This is a genomic window from Pseudomonas sp. Irchel s3f7 (assembly GCF_900187615.1).
In the GTDB taxonomy this organism is placed as follows: domain Bacteria; phylum Pseudomonadota; class Gammaproteobacteria; order Pseudomonadales; family Pseudomonadaceae; genus Aquipseudomonas.
This window is the reverse complement of sequence record NZ_FYDO01000015.1, coordinates 38,552-53,083: the sequence shown is the minus strand read 5'-3', so window position 1 is coordinate 53,083 and position 14,532 is coordinate 38,552. Positions and strand designations below refer to the sequence as shown.

The window sequence follows — 14,532 nt, the reverse complement described above, 5'->3', positions numbered from 1 at the left end:
GAAACCTGTTGGGAGTTTCACATGGCAAACGCCTCCAGCATCTACAGGAAGGCTCTTGAAGGTCACCAGGCACCGAAAAAGGTGTTGGTGAAAGTCGATCGCGTCACCAAGAAATTCGACGAGACCATCGCAGTGGACGATGTGTCCCTGGAGATCCATCAGGGCGAAATCTTCGCCCTGCTCGGCGGCTCCGGTTCGGGTAAATCGACTCTGCTGCGCATGCTCGCCGGTTTCGAGCGCCCGACTGAAGGCCGGATTCTGCTCGACGGTGTCGACATCACCGACATGCCGCCGTACGAGCGGCCGATCAACATGATGTTCCAGTCCTACGCCCTGTTCCCGCACATGACGGTGGCACAGAACATCGCCTTCGGCCTCAAGCAGGACCGTTTGCCCGCCAGTGAAATCGACGCCCGCGTTGAAGAGATGCTGCGCCTGGTGCACATGACCCAATACGCCAAACGCAAACCCCATCAACTGTCTGGCGGTCAGCGTCAGCGCGTGGCCCTGGCCCGTTCCCTGGCCAAGCGCCCGAAGCTGCTGTTGCTCGACGAACCGATGGGTGCACTGGATAAAAAGCTGCGTTCACAAATGCAGCTGGAACTGGTGGAAATCATCGAACGCGTCGGCGTGACCTGCGTGATGGTGACCCACGACCAGGAAGAGGCCATGACCATGGCCGAGCGCATTGCGATCATGCACCTGGGCTGGATCGCCCAGATCGGCAGCCCGGTGGACATTTATGAGGCGCCGGTCAGCCGCATGGTCTGCGAATTCATCGGCAACGTGAACGCCTTCGACGGCACCGTGATCGAAGACCTGGAAGGTCACGCGATCATCCACAGCCCCGACCTGGAGCAGAAGATCTACGTCGGTCACGGCGTCAGTACCTCGGTGCAGGACAAGTCGATCACCTACGCGATCCGCCCGGAAAAACTGCTGGTCAGCACCACCAAGCCTGATACCCGTTACAACTGGTCCAGCGGCAAAGTGCATGACATCGCCTACCTCGGCGGACATTCGGTGTTCTACGTCGAGCTGCCGGGCGGCAAAGTCGTGCAGTCGTTCATGGCCAACGCCGAACGCCGTGGCGCCCGTCCGACCTGGGACGATCAGGTCTACGTGTGGTGGGAAGACGACAGCGGCGTGGTACTGCGCGCATGAGAACCTTCAATCAGCAATTCCTGCGCCTGGTGCCCAGTGGGCGAAAACTGGTCATCGGCATTCCGTTCCTGTGGCTGTGCCTGTTCTTCCTGCTGCCGTTCTTCCTGGTAATGAAGATCAGCTTCTCGGAAGCCGCGCTGGCCATTCCGCCCTACTCTGAGATCTACACCTACGCCGAGCAGAAATTCAACCTGCTGCTGAACATCGGCAACTACACCTTGCTGGGCGAAGATGAGCTGTACCTCTCCGCTTATCTCGGTTCGTTGAAGGTCGCGCTCTACAGCACGCTGATGTGCCTGGTGATCGGCTTCCCGATGGCCTACGCCATTACCAAGGCGAGCAAGGAAGCGCAAAACGTCTTGATGCTGCTGATCATGATGCCGACCTGGACCGCGATCCTGATCCGCGTTTACGCGTGGATGGGCATCCTCAGCAACAACGGTTTGCTCAACGGTTTCCTGATGTGGACCGGGCTGACCTCGCACCCGATCGAGATCCTCAACACCAATACCGCCGTGTATATCGGCGTGGTGTATGCGTATCTGCCGTTCATGATCCTGCCGCTCTACGCCAACCTGGTCAAACACGACCAGAGCCTGCTGGAAGCCGCGTCGGACCTGGGTTCGAGCACCTTCAACAGCTTCTGGAAAATCACCGTGCCGCTGGCCAAGAACGGCATCATCGCCGGTTGCATGCTGGTGTTCATTCCGGTGGTCGGCGAGTTCGTGATTCCGGAACTGCTGGGTGGCCCGGAAACCCTGATGATCGGCCGAGTGCTGTGGCAAGAGTTCTTCAATAACCGCGACTGGCCGGTGGCGTCTGCCCTGGCGGTGGTGATGCTGTTGATCCTGATTGTGCCGATTCTGCTGTTTAACCGCAGCCAGGCCAAAGAGATGGAGGCACGGGGATGAAACGCTTCGGATTTTCAAAGTTCATGCTGATTTTCGGCCTGTCGTTTATCTACCTGCCGATGCTGATTCTGGTGATCTACTCGTTCAACGCCTCCAAGCTGGTGACGGTGTGGGGCGGCTGGTCGATCAAGTGGTACGCCGGCTTGCTCGACAACAGCCAGTTGATGGGCTCGGTTTTGCGCTCGCTGGAAATCGCCTGCTACACAGCGATTGCAGCGGTCGCGCTGGGTACTTTGGCCGCGTTTGTGCTGACACGCGTAACGCGTTTCAAGGGGCGCACGCTGTTCGGTGGTCTGGTCACCGCGCCGTTGGTGATGCCTGAAGTGATCACCGGTCTGTCGCTGTTGCTGCTGTTCGTGGCCATGGCGCAGTTGATCGGCTGGCCGATGGAGCGTGGCATCGTCACGATCTGGATCGCCCACACCACGTTTTGTGCCGCCTATGTGGCGGTGGTCGTCTCCGCCCGCCTTCGCGAGCTGGACCTGTCCATCGAAGAAGCGGCCATGGACCTCGGTGCGAAGCCGTTCAAGGTGTTTTTCCTGATCACCATTCCGATGATCGCGCCGTCACTGGCGGCCGGCGGCATGATGTCCTTCGCCCTGTCGCTGGATGACCTGGTGCTGGCGAGCTTCGTGTCGGGTCCGGGTTCCACGACCCTGCCGATGGAAGTGTTCTCGGCGGTGCGGCTGGGTGTGAAACCCGAGATCAACGCCGTGGCCAGCCTGATCCTGTTGGCGGTTTCGATCGTGACCTTCATGGTCTGGTACTTCAGCCGCCGTGCCGAAGCCAGCCGTAAACGCGCGATCCAGGAAGCGATGGACCAGACGGCCAGCGAATCGTGGCAGCAACCTGAAAAGAAAATGCTGGAAGCTATCGCCTAAAGCTCCGTGATTTGCTCTTTGTGGCGAGGGAGCTTGCTCCCGCTGGGTCGCGAAGCGACCCCATTAGATGGGACTGCTGCGCAGTCCAGCGGGAGCAAGCTCCCTCGCCACAGATTCGCTGTGATACTGCATTGTGTTTTGTATAAAAAGAAATGGAGTTGTACCGATGAAAATGTTTGGCAGGACTCTGCTGACACTGTCCTTATTGGGCGTGATTGCCACCGGCGCCCAGGCCAATGACAAGGTTCTGCGCGTCTACAACTGGTCGGATTACATTGCCCCGGACACCGTCAAGAAGTTCGAAGACGAGACCGGTATCCGCGTGACCTACGATGTGTTCGACAGTAACGAAACCCTTGAAGCACGCCTGCTGGCGGGCAAATCCGGCTACGACATCGTCGTGCCGTCCAACAGTTTCCTGGCCAAGCAGGTCAAGGCCGGTGTTTATCAGGAACTGGACAAATCAAAGCTGCCGAACTGGAAGAACCTCAATCCGGTCCTGCTGAAAAACGCCTCTGCCAGCGACCCGGATAACGCCCACGCCTTTCCGTACATGTGGGGCTCGATCGGCATCGGGTTCAACCCGGAAAAGGTCAAGGAAGTGCTCGGTGCCAACGCCCCGACCAACTCCTGGGACTTGCTGTTCAAACCGGAAAACGCGGAAAAACTGAAAGCCTGCGGCATCAGCTTCCTCGATTCGCCCACCGAAATGATCCCGGCCGCCCTGCACTACCTGGGTTACCCGGCGAACGATCAGAACAAGGCGCACATCGCCGAAGCCGAAGCGCTGTTCATGAAGATCCGCCCGTCGGTGGCCTACTTCCATTCGTCGAAGTACATCTCTGACCTGGCCAACGGCAACATCTGCGTGGCCGTCGGTTACTCCGGCGACGTGTTGCAGGCCAAGGCCCGCGCCCAGGAAGCCGGCGACAAGGTGAAGATCGAGTACAGCATCCCGAAAGAAGGGGCCGGCAGTTTCTACGACATGGTCGCCATCCCGCGTGATGCAGCGAATGTCGAGGAGGCTTACCTGTTCATGGACTTCCTGATGCGCCCGGACATCATCGCCGAGATCACCAACAACATCGGCTACAGCAACGCCAACCTGGCGGCGACGCCGTTGGTGGATGAAGCGATTCGCAACGAGCCGGGTTCGTATCCGTCCCAGGAAGTGATGGCGACCTTGTATGCGATTCCGGACATGCCGATTGGCGTGCAGCGGGTCATGACCCGGGGTTGGACCAAGGTGAAGCTGGGTAAATAACCACCGCTTCCTGCCAGAGGACTTTCATGCAGCGCCTTACCACCGCTGCATCACTCACCTGGCTCCCTCGGTTTAGGTGAATTTCGGCGCCCTCGGGCGCCTTTTTTTGTGTTGGATTACGCCGTCCCCAGCGGCCATTCGGCCAGCGCCCGATAGCGGCCCTTGTGCGATTCGAACAGTGTGAACCGATCGGCACGCAGGAAAAATTCCGGTGCCGTGGCGGACTCGGGTACCGGCGCGCGAAAGTCACGGGCCAAGGTCAGGTGCGGGCGAAACTCACGAGGCGCATCCTCCAGGGCAAACGGCAACAAGGCCTGTTCCAGGTCATACACCAGACGCAACAACGCCGGGGGCGCTTGCTCCGGCGCCAATACCAGCACCCCTGCCCTGCGCCAGGCATCCAGTCGATCAAGCGTCACGGTCAAGCACTCGGCCGACGTGCGCACCGACGCCGCCGCCTCGCAAATATCGGCCACCTGCGCCGCGACGATCGAACCGAGAAACTTCAACGTCAGGTGAAAGTTTTCCGCCGGCACCGGCCGCCCGCTCCTCAGTTGCAGGGCGCTGCGCCATCGAGCAATGGCCTTGCGCTGCGTCGGTGGGCAATCGAGGGCAAAGAACAGCCGCTTGAACGGCTCGCGGGATTCGTCATTCATGCCGGGCATCTCTTGCGGGAATGGCTTGAGTTTACAACCGGCCAGCGGGTTTCTGGCACCTCGCCGCATGCGCGTTATAGTTCTAGCAAGCGAATCACGCGGAGGGGGCCATGCGACAGATCATCAGCACAGAGCCATGGTGGGCCTCGCCGCCCGCGCCCGGCCAGGATGAGCTCAAGCTGGAATGGGGCTGGCTGGTGCATTACAGCGAAGGCGAGCCACGTTTCGAGTTCATTCGCGAACGGCCGACGGACGACGAAATCCGTCAGCGCAAAAGTTGCAGGATCACCCCGGCAGCGGAGTGACCCTGTGGCTCGCGTCAGGCTTTTAGGAGTATTTCAAACCCGCCGTACACCATGCGTTGACCATCAAACGGCATGGGATTGACGTCCGGCTGCATGCGCGAATCCTGCATCATTTTGTCCATGCCGGCATTGAGGGTCGCCTTGTCCGGCCAGATGATCCAGCCCATGGCGACGGTTTCGTCTTCCTTGAGTTTGACCGCCATCGGGTACGACGTCACTTTGCCTTGTGGCACATCGTCGCCCCAGCATTCGACCACGCTCAGGGCGCCGTTTTCCTTGAAGATGGCAGCGGCGATTTCGGCGTGTTTCAGGTATTGCTCGCGCTGGGCGGTGGGTACTGCAGCGATAAATCCATCAACGTAAGACATGAGTGTTCTCCTTCGGTCATGGGGTGTTCTGTTGGGTAGTCGCTGGCGTCGGGCTCCAATCGACAGTGCCGGCACTCAACCCGACCGACGGTTGCACGCTATCCCCCAGGCTGCCTTCGATTTGCGCCGCCAGGTACAGTGTCCCGGCCATCACGCCGCTGGTCGGGTTCTGCAGCAGCTTTCTCCAGGCCTTGTCGAAGGTGTTGCCCAGGCTGCTACGGATCAGCGCCTCGCTGTCGGGCCGGTCGTTGGCCCGTATGATTGCGCGAATGCCCGCCACGCCGACGGTGATCAAGCCACCGGCAAGTTTCCCGGCCGCGGCGGCCACCGCACTGGCGGCTCCCCGCGGGGCCATCTCCGCCTCTATCTGCTGGCTGGCGCGCTTGGCGACGGGGGCCATGGCGGTATCGGTCGAATCGACACCCTTGTTCCCTCCGGCCTTGTGGATCTTATCGATCAGCGCCGCATAAGCCGGCAGCGTGTTCAAGGGTTCGGCGCGCATCACCTGGTACAGCGAGGCGTTGCGCGCCGGTGGCGGCCCGAGGGCAATGGCGGGGATTTTCTGGATTCGGCCATTCAATTGGGCCATCGGCACGCCGTGGCGCTTGGAAATCTTCTGCAATTCTTCCTTGAGAATGTCCACGTAGAACGCCGCTGCATTGCCAAGAATCGCATCGGGATCAATCTCGACCGCCACCGGGGCCAGGACTTTTTCCTGATACGCCTCCAGCAGATAGGCCGCCAACCGTTTGGCCGACGCATCCTGCTCACCCTGGGCGCTGAGGGTGTACCAACTGACTTTCATCGAGATCCATTCCTGGGTCCAGTAACTGCTGAACCAGGGAATGAAGTTCTCTTCAGTCAGTTGATAGACCCGCGTGCGCCAGTAATCCATGGCACCGTGGGCGTAGATCTTGGTCTGCTCGGTCGCTGACTTCGACGCCTCGACGATCTCTCGGTCCACCTGTTGCCAGGTGCTGGGGGAGACGAAGACCGGCGCCACTTGTACCGGCGCGCGCTCCGGCGTGGCGCATCCCGCCAACACCAGTAGCACGACAACGATCAGCGAACGCAGGTTCAAGATCGCGGTTCTCTAAAGTCTGCGCCGAACGACATGCCCGACGCTCAAAAGGCCTTCATCTGAGTATAGGTGCCGCACCTCACCCATTCAGCAAAGTAGTCGCTCTGGAGGCTGCCTATCCTTGCCGATCAATACTTTTGAGCAACTGTTCGAGGCCCAAACTGTATTCGGCATCGCCGCACAACTCGAGAACGATTCATTCTTCAGGCGGTACGGCAGAAAAACACGTGTGACGACGCTTATAGCGTTCGCTGGCTATTGCCGATGCCCTTCGCGATATCGATGCCCCAATCCATTGCCGCCTCCATGTCCAGCATGTGCGGCTTGGGATCGTGGTTCTCGTCGATGGCGGTGCCATCCGGCCGATAAACGCCGATGAACATCCCCAGCGAACCGTCTTTCAGTATCTCGGCTTTGACTTTGATGCTGCATCCGTTCGACAGCGTTTCCTTGTGTTCCAGATGGCGCTCGGTCATGGCTGCATTCCTCCTCAGGCTGAATTCAGAACCCTTCTGGCCATGCTAGTTCAGCCTGTTGCAAAGCGCCGATTGGCGAGACCAGAGGCCTTGCCTGACAGCCGCGCAATGCCACCTATACTTCAAGCCACCGCCCCCTGGGGGGTCTGCACGTCCAACAATAAAAAGCAGAGGTGGAACATGGTTTGGCAGCAAATCTACGATCCGTTCAACAGCCCGGTGCTTTCAACCCTCATGGCCGCCGTCCCGGTGGTGGTGATGCTGGCATCGCTGGCGTTTTTCCACGTCAAGGCTCACCTGGCGGCGTTGCTTGCCCTGGGGTCAGCCTTGCTGATTGCGATTTTCGCCTTCGGCATGCCGGCCAACATGGCAGGGTCGGCGGCACTGTACGGTGCGGCCAATGGCTTGCTGCCGATTGGCTGGATTGTGTTGAACATCATTTTCCTGCACCGGCTGACCACCGAGAACGGTTCGTTCAAGGTGCTGCAGGATTCCCTGGCACGCATCACTGACGACCGCCGCCTGCAATTGCTGCTGATCGCCTTCTGCTTCGGCGCCTTTTTTGAAGGCGCGGCGGGTTTCGGCACGCCAGTGGCAGTGACCGGCGCGATATTGATCGGCCTGGGCTTCTCGCCGTTGGCTGCCTCCGGCCTGGCGCTGATCGCCAACACCGCGCCAGTGGCATTCGGCGCCCTGGGTACACCGATCATCACGTTGGCCAAGGTCACCGGGCTGGATGAAATGGAGCTGTCGATGATGGTTGGTCGGCAGTTGCCGTTCTTCTCGGTGCTGGTGCCGTTCTGGCTGATCTGGGCCTTTGCCGGTTGGCGCAAGATGCTGGAGATCTGGCCCGCGATCCTAGTGGCCGGCGTCAGCTTTGCGATTCCGCAGTTCCTCGTGTCCAACTATCACGGGCCGATGCTGGTGGACGTGATTGCCGCGCTGATTTCCATGGCCTGTCTGACCGGTTTCCTGAAAGTCTGGAAACCGGCCACGGTACACACTTCCGCCGCGCTGACCGGGCGACACGACGACTCGAAAATCGATGTGGAGCACGATGAAAAGCCTGTACCCAGTGCAGCCTTCGCCAGTGATGTAAAACCGGCGGTGATGCGTGCCTGGATGCCGTGGATCATCCTCACGATTTTCGTGTTCATCTGGGGCACCCAAGGCTTCAAGAACACCTTCGACACCCGTCCGGCCATTGATCCGCAAACCAGCGCCGCCAAGCTCGACCCGCAGGGCAAGCCGATGCGCGAGGCCAATCCGGTCTTTGCGCCGATCCTGACGTTCACCACCATTCACCAGCAAATCGAAAAAGTCCCACCCGTGGTGCCGACAGCGAAAACCGAGGAAGCGATCTACAAGTTCACCTGGTTCACCGCAACCGGCAGCGGCATCCTGCTGGCGGCGATTGTTGGCGGGTTGCTGATGGGCTACTCCATCCCGCAACTGATTCACCAATACCTGCGAACGCTCTGGGTGGTGCGTTTTTCGCTGATCACCATTGTGGCGATGCTGGCCCTCGGGTTCCTCACCCGCTATTCGGGGCTTGATGCGACGATGGGCCTGGCGTTTGCCGCGACGGGCATTTTCTACCCCATGTTCGGCACCCTCCTCGGCTGGCTCGGCGTGGCCCTGACCGGTTCGGACACCGCTTCAAACGTGCTGTTCGGCGGTTTGCAGCGGGTGACCTCGGAGCAACTGGGGATCAGCCCGGTGTTGATGGCCGCCGCCAACAGTTCCGGCGGGGTCATGGGCAAAATGGTCGACGCCCAGTCGATCGTGGTCGCCTCCACCGCTACCCGCTGGTACGGCCATGAAGGGGAAATCCTGCGCTACGTGTTCTTCCATTCCATCGTGCTGGCGATTCTGGTCGGTGGGCTGGTGACATTGCAGGCCTACGTCGCGCCGTTCAGCCACATGGTGGTGGGCGGTCATTAAGCGGTTCCCGTGCACACCTCTTTCCACGCTCGGGCATACCGCCCGGGCGTTGGTGTTCTGTTGCAAAACAGATTGAGCAGACAGACCGATCCTGCGGACAAACAACCCATGGACAGTGGACCGTTCCGGGCCAATCATTAACGTCAGTGGCATCCTGCGAGTGTCGTGAACCGATGAACATTCTCTACGATGAACGCGTTGACGGCGCACTGCCGAACGTCGACAAAAACCTGCTGTTACAGGCCTTGCGCACGCAGTGGCCCGACCTTGAAGTCCTGCATCAGAAGGAAGAGCTCAAGCCGTACGAATGCGACGGACTGTCCGCTTACCGCACCACGCCCATGCTGGTGGTGCTGCCACGGGACATTGCCCAGGTTCAGGGCGTGCTGCGTATCTGTCATGAAATGCGTGTGCCGGTGGTTGCCCGGGGCGCCGGCACGGGGTTGTCCGGTGGTGCATTGCCACTGGAAAAAGGCGTGTTGCTGGTGATGGCGCGCTTCAACAACATCCTGCACATCGATCCCGCCGCCCGCACGGCGCGGGTTCAGCCGGGTGTACGCAACCTGGCGATTTCCCAGGCCGCGGCGCCGTTCGGCTTGTATTACGCGCCGGACCCTTCTTCGCAGATCGCTTGTTCCATCGGCGGCAACGTCGCGGAAAACGCCGGTGGCGTGCATTGCCTGAAGTACGGCCTGACCGTACACAACGTATTGAAAGTCGACATTCTTACCGTCGATGGCGAACACCTGAGCCTGGGCTCCAATGCCCTGGATTCGCCGGGGTTTGACCTGCTTGCATTGTTCACTGGCTCCGAGGGCATGCTCGGGGTGATCACCGAAGTCACGGTCAAACTTTTGCCCAAACCGCAGACCGCCAAAGTGCTGCTGGCGGCGTTCGACTCCGTGGAAAAGGCCGGGCGCGCCGTCGGCGATATCATTGCTGCCGGGATCATTCCCGGTGGCCTGGAAATGATGGACAACCTGGCCATTCGTGCCGCCGAAGATTTCATCCACGCCGGCTATCCGGTCGACGCCGAAGCCATTTTGCTGTGTGAACTCGACGGTGTTGAGGCCGACGTCGCGGATGACTGCGAGCGCGTGCGCGCGGTGCTGCTTCAGGCCGGCGCGACCGAGTTGCGCCAGGCCAAAGATGAAGCCGAACGCGTGCGGTTCTGGGCCGGGCGCAAAAATGCCTTCCCGGCCGTCGGCCGTCTCTCGCCGGACTATTACTGCATGGACGGCACCATCCCCCGCCGCGAACTGCCAGGCGTTCTGCATGCCATCGCCGAACTGTCGAACGAATATGGCCTGCGCGTGGCCAACGTGTTCCATGCCGGCGACGGCAACATGCACCCCTTGATTCTGTTCGACGCCAACCAACCGGGCGAACTGGAGCGTGCCGAAACCCTCGGCGGCAAAATTCTGGAGTTGTGCGTGAAGGTCGGCGGTAGCATCACCGGTGAGCATGGCGTGGGGCGCGAGAAGATCAATCAGATGTGCGCGCAGTTCAACAGCGACGAGTTGACGGTGTTCCATGCGGTCAAAGCCGCGTTTGATCCGGGCGGTCTGCTCAACCCCGGCAAAAACATTCCGACCCTGCACCGATGCGCCGAGTTTGGTGCCCTGCACGTGCACGGCGGTCAATTGCCCTTCCCTGAGCTGGAGCGTTTCTGATGCGCAGCCCGGACGATTTCGATGACAGCGCCCTGTTGCTCAAGCAGGTCAATCAGGCGCTGGACAACGCCACGCCCTTGCGCATCCAGGGTTCCGACAGCAAGGCTTTCCTGGGGCGCACCCTGGCGGGAGAAATCCTCGACACCCGTTCACACCGGGGCATCGTCAGCTACGACCCGACCGAACTGGTGATCACCGCCCGCTGCGGCACGCTGTTGTCGGAACTGGCTGAGGTGCTGGACGCCGCCCAACAGATGCTGCCCTGCGAACCACCGTCCTTCGGTGAACGCGCGACCGTCGGCGGCATGATTGCCTGCGGACTGTCGGGACCACGGCGGCCGTGGTCCGGCTCGGTGCGCGACTTCGTCCTCGGCACACGGGTCATCACCGGTCAGGGCAAGCTGTTACGCTTTGGCGGCGAGGTGATGAAAAACGTCGCCGGCTACGACCTGTCGCGCCTGATGGCCGGCAGTTTCGGCTGCCTGGGGGTGATCACCGAAGTCTCTTTGAAGGTGCTGCCAAAACCTCGGCAGACCTTGAGTATCAGCCTCGACATGGACAGCGAACACGCCCTGCGCCAGTTGGCTGAATGGGGCCAGCAACCGTTGCCGATCAGCGCGGCCTGCCATGATGGCGAACGCTTGCACTTGCGCCTTGAAGGTGGCGAAGGGTCGGTGGCGGCAGCCCATGAGCGTTTGGGCGGTGAGCGGCTGGACGGCATGTATTGGGACGATCTCAACGAACATCGCCTGAGTTTCTTCGATGAGGATCAGCCGCTTTGGCGTCTGTCCGTGCCAAACAACACACCGCGTTTGTCGTTGCCCGGCCGCCAGTTGATCGACTGGGGCGGCGCCCAGCGCTGGTTGAAATCCGATGCCGAAGCGACGTTCATCCGCAAGGTCGTCGAGGAGGTCGGCGGCCACGTCACCTGCTTCAGCCATGGCCTGACCGACACCCCGTTCCAGCCGCTGCCCCGGGCGCTGATGCGCTACCACCGCAGCCTGAAGCAACAACTCGACCCCCAGGGCATATTCAACCCCGGACGCCTGTACGCGGAGCTTTGAACCATGCAGACGACATTGAGTGAGCGCGCCCGCGAGCTGCCCCGTGCCGCAGAAGCCGAAAGCATTCTGCGCACCTGCGTGCACTGCGGATTCTGCAATGCCACGTGCCCGACCTATCAATTGCTCGGCGATGAACTGGACGGACCACGGGGGCGGATTTACCTGATCAAGCAAGTGCTGGAAGGCAACGAGGTCACGCAAAAGACTCAGCAGCATCTTGACCGCTGCCTGTCGTGCCGCAACTGCGAAACCACCTGCCCTTCGGGCGTGGATTACCACAACCTGCTGGACATCGGCCGGGCGGTGGTCGATGCGGCAGTGCCGCGCCCGCTCGGTCAACGCCTGTTGCGTGAGGGTTTGCGCCGGATCGTTCCTCATCCGGAGTTGTTCAAGGGCCTGGTCAACAGTGGTCAGGTATTCCGGGCGCTGCTGCCCGATGCCCTGCAAAGCAAATTGCCGCGCCATGCAACGCCTGCCAAGCCGCGTCCCCGCACCCATCGCGATCGTCAGGTGCTGATGCTCGAAGGTTGCGTACAGCCCAGTCTGTCGCCCAATACCAATGCGGCGGCGGCGCGGGTGCTGGATCGATTGGGGATCAGCGTCATCAGCAGCCGCGAGGCCCGTTGTTGTGGCGCTGTGGATTATCACCTCGACGCCCAGGCCGCCGGTCTCGACCGTGCCCGGCGCAACATCGACGCCTGGTGGCCGAGTATCGAAAAAGGTGCCGAGGCGATTGTGCAAACCGCCAGCGGCTGTGGCGCCTTCATCAAGGATTACGGGCATCTGCTCGCCAGCGACCCGGTCTATGCCGACAAGGCGAAAAAGGTCAGCGCACTGGCCCTGGACCTGGTGGAAGTGCTGCGCAACGAGCCGCTGGAGCAGCTCGGCATCCACGCTTCGCAGCGTTTGGCGTTCCACTGCCCTTGCACCTTGCAGCACGGGCAGAAACTCGGTGGCGCGGTGGAGGCCTTGCTGATGCAACTGGGTTTCAACCTGACCAGCGTTCCCGACGGCCACCTGTGCTGCGGCTCGGCGGGCACCTATTCGCTGACCCAGCCGGCGCTGTCCCGGCAACTGCGCGATAACAAGCTCAACGCCCTGGAAAGCGGCCACCCCGAGGTCATCGTCACGGCCAATATCGGCTGCCAGTCGCACCTCGACGGCGCTGGCCGAACCCCGGTCCGGCACTGGATCGAACTGGTCGAAGCCGCCCTGCCTTAACCGAATCCTGGAGATGTCCATGAACCGTAAAGCCGTCCTCAGCCAGACCGAAGTCAGCCAAATCCTCGCCGCCGCCCGTACCGAAGCGCAAAGCAATCAATGGGCGGTGACCATCGTGGTCGTCGATGACGGCGGTCACCCGCTCGCCCTCGAACGCCTCGACGGCTGCGCCCCGGGCAGCGCCTACATCGCCACCGAAAAGGCGCGCACCTCGGCGTTGGGTCGACGCGAATCCAAGTTTTATGAGGACATGGTCAATGGTGGACGCCACGCATTCTTGTCAGCCCCGTTGCTGACTTCGCTGGAGGGCGGCGTGCCGATCGTTTTCGACGGCCAGGTGATTGGCGCGGTCGGCGTGTCCGGCGTCAAGGCCGAGCAGGATGCGCAGGTGGCGAAGGCCGGAGCGCAGTGCGTGAAATAACCTATTCGCAACCGACCCTGTAGGAGCGAGCCTGCTCGCGATAGCGGCGGCACAGGCAATAACCCCTTGTCTGACACACCGCTATCGCGAGCAGGTTCGCTCCTACAGGGTTTGTGTTCAACCAGCCCGAGAGGAACTCCCGCCATGACCCGCCTCACCGCCAAAGACTTCGCCCCCGAACTGCTGGAGCTGTACGACTACTACGCCCACGGCAAGATCAATCGCCGGGAGTTTCTTGATCGTGCGGCGTTGTTCACCCTCGGCGGATTGACCGCCAGCGCCCTGCTCGCGGCGTTGAGCCCCAACTATGCACTGGCCGAGCAAATCGCGTTCACCGACCCGGACATCATTGCCGAATACGTCACCTACCCTTCGCCCAAGGGTCATGGCGAGGTGCGGGCTTATCTGGTGCGCCCGGCCAAGGCCACCGGCAAGGTTCCGGCGGTGGTGGTCGTGCATGAAAACCGCGGGCTCAACCCGTACATCGAAGACGTCGCCCGGCGTGTGGCCAAGGCGGGGTTCATCGCCCTCGCCCCGGATGGCCTGAGTTCGGTCGGCGGCTATCCCGGCAACGACGACAAAGGTCGTGAACTTCAAGCGACGGTCGACCCTGAAAAACTCATGAACGACTTCTTCGCCGCCGTCGAGTGGATGATGAAACACCCGGCCGCCACTGGAAAAACCGGAATCACCGGATTCTGCTACGGCGGTGGCGTTGCCAACGCAGCTGCGGTGGCCTACCCGGAACTGGACGCTGCCGTATCGTTCTACGGTCGCCAGCCAACCGCCGAAGAAGTGCCCCGGATCAAGGCCCCGGTGATGCTGCACTACGGCGAGCTAGATACACGCATCAACGAAGGTTGGCCGGCCTATGAGAAGGCGTTGAAGGCAGGGGGCAAGACCTATGAGGCGTTAATCTACCCTGGCTGCAACCATGGCTTTCACAACGACTCCACGCCGCGTTATGACGAGGCGGCGGCGAAACTGGCGTGGGAGCGGACGGTAGGATGGTTTAAAAAGTATCTGGTTTGAATCGAAGTTTCAGGTCGGCAGGACCGGCCGGCCTCATCGCCAGCAAGCCGGCTCCTACAAGTGTTCACAAA

The 14,532-nt window shown here is 61.0% G+C and carries 15 protein-coding genes; 11 read left to right on the top strand and 4 right to left on the bottom strand.

The window, feature by feature from the left end:
- The first annotated feature begins 21 nt into the window (after positions 1-21).
- From potA to CKW19_RS14755, 4 genes are all read left to right on the top strand, one after another.
- Positions 22-1,164 carry a polyamine ABC transporter ATP-binding protein gene (gene potA / locus CKW19_RS14770; RefSeq protein ID WP_095058499.1) on the top strand — a complete coding sequence of 381 codons (1,143 nt, stop codon included), beginning with the start codon at positions 22-24 and terminating at the stop codon, positions 1,162-1,164.
- Positions 1,165-1,193: 29 nt separating this feature from the next.
- Complete coding sequence (locus CKW19_RS14765; RefSeq protein ID WP_177408817.1) at positions 1,194-2,075, top strand: ABC transporter permease subunit; 882 nt, start codon at positions 1,194-1,196, stop codon at positions 2,073-2,075.
- Positions 2,072-2,956, top strand: a complete 885-nt coding sequence (locus CKW19_RS14760) for an ABC transporter permease subunit (protein WP_095058497.1) — start codon at positions 2,072-2,074, stop codon at positions 2,954-2,956. Before CKW19_RS14765 ends, CKW19_RS14760 begins: the two co-directional genes overlap by 4 nt.
- 166 nt (positions 2,957-3,122) lie before the next feature.
- The gene (locus CKW19_RS14755; RefSeq protein WP_095058496.1) at positions 3,123-4,220 is read left to right on the top strand and encodes a polyamine ABC transporter substrate-binding protein; all 1,098 of its coding nucleotides are present in this window, start codon (positions 3,123-3,125) and stop codon (positions 4,218-4,220) included.
- A 116-nt stretch (positions 4,221-4,336) separates the two neighbouring features.
- Here CKW19_RS14755 and thpR read toward each other — a convergent pair whose 3' ends face one another.
- Positions 4,337-4,876, bottom strand: a complete 540-nt coding sequence (gene thpR / locus CKW19_RS14750) for an RNA 2',3'-cyclic phosphodiesterase (RefSeq protein ID WP_095058495.1) — start codon at positions 4,874-4,876, stop codon at positions 4,337-4,339.
- Positions 4,877-4,986: 110 nt separating this feature from the next.
- Between thpR and CKW19_RS14745 the strand changes: the two genes are divergently transcribed.
- Positions 4,987-5,181, top strand: coding sequence for a hypothetical protein (locus CKW19_RS14745; protein ID WP_095058494.1), 195 nt, complete (start codon positions 4,987-4,989; stop codon positions 5,179-5,181).
- A gap of 14 nt (positions 5,182-5,195) precedes the next feature.
- Here the strand turns inward: CKW19_RS14745 and CKW19_RS14740 are convergent, their stop codons facing one another.
- From CKW19_RS14740 to CKW19_RS14730, 3 genes are all read right to left on the bottom strand, one after another.
- Positions 5,196-5,549 (bottom strand): DUF1428 domain-containing protein, encoded by a 354-nt coding sequence (locus CKW19_RS14740; protein ID WP_095058493.1) that lies wholly within the window; start codon positions 5,547-5,549, stop codon positions 5,196-5,198.
- A gap of 16 nt (positions 5,550-5,565) precedes the next feature.
- The gene (locus tag CKW19_RS14735) at positions 5,566-6,630 is read right to left on the bottom strand and encodes a hypothetical protein (RefSeq protein WP_095058492.1); all 1,065 of its coding nucleotides are present in this window, start codon (positions 6,628-6,630) and stop codon (positions 5,566-5,568) included.
- A 239-nt stretch (positions 6,631-6,869) separates the two neighbouring features.
- Positions 6,870-7,106 (bottom strand): hypothetical protein, encoded by a 237-nt coding sequence (locus CKW19_RS14730; RefSeq protein ID WP_046818795.1) that lies wholly within the window; start codon positions 7,104-7,106, stop codon positions 6,870-6,872.
- A 180-nt stretch (positions 7,107-7,286) separates the two neighbouring features.
- Here CKW19_RS14730 and CKW19_RS14725 point away from each other — a divergent pair, with 180 nt between their 5' ends.
- The 6 genes from CKW19_RS14725 to yghX all read left to right on the top strand — a co-directional run bounded on the left by CKW19_RS14725 (position 7,287) and on the right by yghX (position 14,461).
- Positions 7,287-9,050, top strand: coding sequence for an L-lactate permease (locus tag CKW19_RS14725; protein WP_095058491.1), 1,764 nt, complete (start codon positions 7,287-7,289; stop codon positions 9,048-9,050).
- A 173-nt stretch (positions 9,051-9,223) separates the two neighbouring features.
- Positions 9,224-10,723: a glycolate oxidase subunit GlcD gene (gene glcD, locus CKW19_RS14720; RefSeq protein WP_095058490.1), complete on the top strand. Its 1,500-nt coding sequence runs from the start codon at positions 9,224-9,226 to the stop codon at positions 10,721-10,723.
- Positions 10,723-11,787, top strand: coding sequence for a glycolate oxidase subunit GlcE (glcE, locus tag CKW19_RS14715; protein ID WP_095058489.1), 1,065 nt, complete (start codon positions 10,723-10,725; stop codon positions 11,785-11,787). Before glcD ends, glcE begins: the two co-directional genes overlap by 1 nt.
- A 3-nt stretch (positions 11,788-11,790) precedes the next feature.
- Positions 11,791-13,008, top strand: a complete 1,218-nt coding sequence (glcF, locus tag CKW19_RS14710) for a glycolate oxidase subunit GlcF (RefSeq protein WP_095058488.1) — start codon at positions 11,791-11,793, stop codon at positions 13,006-13,008.
- Positions 13,009-13,027: 19 nt separating this feature from the next.
- Positions 13,028-13,429: a heme-binding protein gene (locus CKW19_RS14705; protein WP_095058487.1), complete on the top strand. Its 402-nt coding sequence runs from the start codon at positions 13,028-13,030 to the stop codon at positions 13,427-13,429.
- A 144-nt stretch (positions 13,430-13,573) separates the two neighbouring features.
- Positions 13,574-14,461 (top strand): YghX family hydrolase, encoded by an 888-nt coding sequence (gene yghX / locus CKW19_RS14700; protein ID WP_095058486.1) that lies wholly within the window; start codon positions 13,574-13,576, stop codon positions 14,459-14,461.
- Positions 14,462-14,532: the final 71 nt, after the last annotated feature.